This window comes from Sulfuricaulis sp. (assembly GCF_040901545.1).
Classification (GTDB): domain Bacteria; phylum Pseudomonadota; class Gammaproteobacteria; order Acidiferrobacterales; family Sulfurifustaceae; genus Sulfuricaulis.
In genome coordinates, this window is record NZ_JBBDYL010000047.1 from 1 (window position 1) to 2,710 (window position 2,710).

Sequence of the window (2,710 nt, forward strand, 5' to 3'; positions counted from 1 at the left end):
AGGGAATACGCACGGGGGGAAGGGGAGTCAATGTGGGGGCGTACGGGATTATCCGCTAGACTCCAGGGCACAATGAGCCTCTCAAGGCCGAAGGCTTCGAGCGATAGGCGAAGGCGGGGGCAAGACAAATGCGGGCGTTTATGAGCTACCAGACGGCAGACAAGGAGGTCGCCGCCCGCGTCGCTGCAGTCTTACAGGAATTCGAGTGCAGCGCGTTCATGGCGCACGAACACATTGAGGTCTCGGGCGAGTGGCGCACTGAGATCCTCAAGGAAATTGAGGCGGCGGACCTGTTCGTAGCGATTCTTAGCGCCAACTATTACAACTCCATCTGGTGCAAGCAAGAATCCGGGATCGCGGCATACCGCAAGATGACGATTATCCCGCTGTCGACCGACGGCGCCATCCCGCAAGGCTTCATCGCTCACATCCAGTCGACCAAGATCGATCCGGCAGTGCCGTCCCACGAGGACCTTCTTCCGGGCGTGGCAAAACACGACGTGTCCTTCGTCATTGACTGGCTGGTGGCTAAGATCGGGAACTCCCGCAGTTTTCGGGGGGCGGAGGCCAACTTCGAGCTTATCCTTCCGTACATCGGCAAGGCCAGCCGCAAACAGGTGGTCCAACTGCTCGCCGTCTCAACCGACAACGGGCAAATTTGTCATGCCAATCTTTGCGCGACCAAATATCTTCCGCCGCTGGTGAAAACCCACGGGAAGTTCATGGACAAGGATGCATTGAGAAGGCTGGAGGAAGTGCTCGCCCGATATAACAAGGCACCCTGATTGGTTGAGCCGCCCCCGCTGACAATTACGGTCGGGTGGGTTGCGTTTTCTTCGGAAGAGACGCGCGCGATTTGAAGGCTGAGCCCTCGTAGGAGCCAGATAGACTGGAATCTGGTCTCGCTCAAAGAGATTTGGCAGGTGCGTGAATGTTTGAGATCGAGCGCGGCAAGCCGCTCCACTGTGTTGAGATGGTCACTGGCAAAAGCCTCACTGGAACGCTGCTGATCTCTGTCGAGGAAATCAGCGCACGAATTTACAGCTACACCGAGTTTTTTTTCATCGAGGACAACGACCAACCCGTCATTCTGCTAACTGAGACCAACCACATCGTCTCGCTGCACTCAAACATCACAACGGTACCGGGAAGGACATCGCGCACGATCGAACCGAAGCGCACGATACATCGGCAAGACTTCGTCTCCAACCTTGCCATCGTCGGCCATGATCCGTGGATGTCCCATGACAAGGTGAAGCGGGTTACCTTCGTTGTTGAGCACACCAAGCAGTTGATGCGTCATAAACGTAAGGTGAAAGCAATCGGTCGCGGCCGATATCCCAAGGAAGGTGATCTTACGATCTTTACGGATGATGCCCAGGGCATGACCCTCAGGGCTGGATACACGGCGACCTATGGGTCAGAGTTCGATTCGCCCAAAGAACTCTGGCCCGGTTTCGAGATCGAGTTTGACGCACCTCAGAGTACCACGGACTACATCGTCCATGTCTCGGACTATGTTGACTTCTTGTCCTTCTGCTTGGGTGTCAAGCTAAAGCCCACGGCTATTCGCGTTGATCGGATTTCGTTCGATCAAATGAAGGCCGCGGTCAAGAGCCAGAGCTACCTTGGCGACCATGGAGTGCACTACGTTTGGCCGGAGACAGAGATCGACAAACGGGATCTCTGGGTTGGTGGCTCTCCCGTGCGGTCTTGGGACGATGAAGAACTGAGCTCGTTTCGGGCCTGCCTTGTCGCTTGGATGAATCGAGCTGCCGAGTGGAGAAGGTCTTATGCGCTGATGATGGTGAGCTTTGGTGCGAAGAACGTGATCTCAGCCGAGCGGCTCATCAATGCCTGCCGCTGGTTGGAAGAGGTCCCCATAGCCCAATCTCAGAACGCGCTCTCTAGTGAGGAAGTTGAGGCGATCTCCACTGCCGCAACGCAGAAGGCGCACGAGCTTGGTCATCATCAGATCATCCGTGAGCGGATCGCCGGGGCCGTCAAGCGGGTTAGGGCGGAGTCCGCCGAAGAGCGTTTCACGCGTCTTGTAGCCATGCTTGAGGAGAAGTTCGGAAAGGGCATCTTGCGCGGAAGTGTGGTCGCCCACCTCAAGCGTGCGATTCAATTTCGCAGCAGAGTCGCACACGGACACTTCAACCCAGAAAGTGATGTCGAATTCCGGGCCTTCGCCAAGTCTACCAAGGCCATGGAGGCGTTTTGCTATTTGCTAACGGCACTCGACTTGCCGATCTCCAAGATGGGCTTGGAGCGGATTCGGTCCAATCCACTCGTCAGGGACTACAAACATGCCTACGACTAGTTCGTAGCCCGGATGGAGCGTAGCGCAATCCGGGTCTCCGTCTGCGGGCACCGCCCCGGATTTCGCTTCGTTCCATCCGGGCTACAGCTGATGTCGATCCCGCCCCCGCCCGTTCGTCGTATCCCTGACACCGCCCTTTCACGGCGGGAACCAAACCACAGGGACCAACCCCCATGCGCAAGCTCACCGCGGGCCTTTTCCATTCCGTCGATGGCGTCGTCGAGTCGCCCGATCAGTGGCAGTTCGATGCCTTCGACGGCGAGCTCGGCGCTTCGCTCGGCAAGGTGATCGCCGAGACCGACACGGTCGTCATGGGCCGCGTCGGCTATGCGGAGTGGGCCGGCTACTGGCCGAACGCCGGCGCCGACATGGATTTCGCGCGCTTCA

General features: G+C 57.7%; 2 protein-coding genes and 1 pseudogene. All 3 read left to right on the plus strand.

The genetic code is table 11. From position 1 onward, the window contains the following. Positions 1-140: 140 nt before the first annotated feature. Positions 141-785 carry a toll/interleukin-1 receptor domain-containing protein gene (locus tag WD823_RS09875; protein ID WP_368429331.1) on the plus strand — a complete coding sequence of 215 codons (645 nt, stop codon included), beginning with the start codon at positions 141-143 and terminating at the stop codon, positions 783-785. 146 nt (positions 786-931) lie between these two features. Next, the gene (locus WD823_RS09880; protein ID WP_368429332.1) at positions 932-2,323 is read left to right on the plus strand and encodes a hypothetical protein; all 1,392 of its coding nucleotides are present in this window, start codon (positions 932-934) and stop codon (positions 2,321-2,323) included. 173 nt (positions 2,324-2,496) lie between these two features. Further along, positions 2,497-2,710, plus strand: a pseudogene (locus tag WD823_RS09885) (dihydrofolate reductase); the annotation flags it as partial.

What these genes read in the sequence shown, in the direction of transcription:
- WD823_RS09880 (WP_368429332.1), top strand. Translation starts at nt 932, where the DNA reads ATGTTTGAGATCGAGCGCGGCAAGCCGCTCCACTGTGTTGAGATGGTC.
- WD823_RS09875 (WP_368429331.1), top strand. Translation starts at nt 141, where the DNA reads ATGAGCTACCAGACGGCAGACAAGGAGGTCGCCGCCCGCGTCGCTGCA.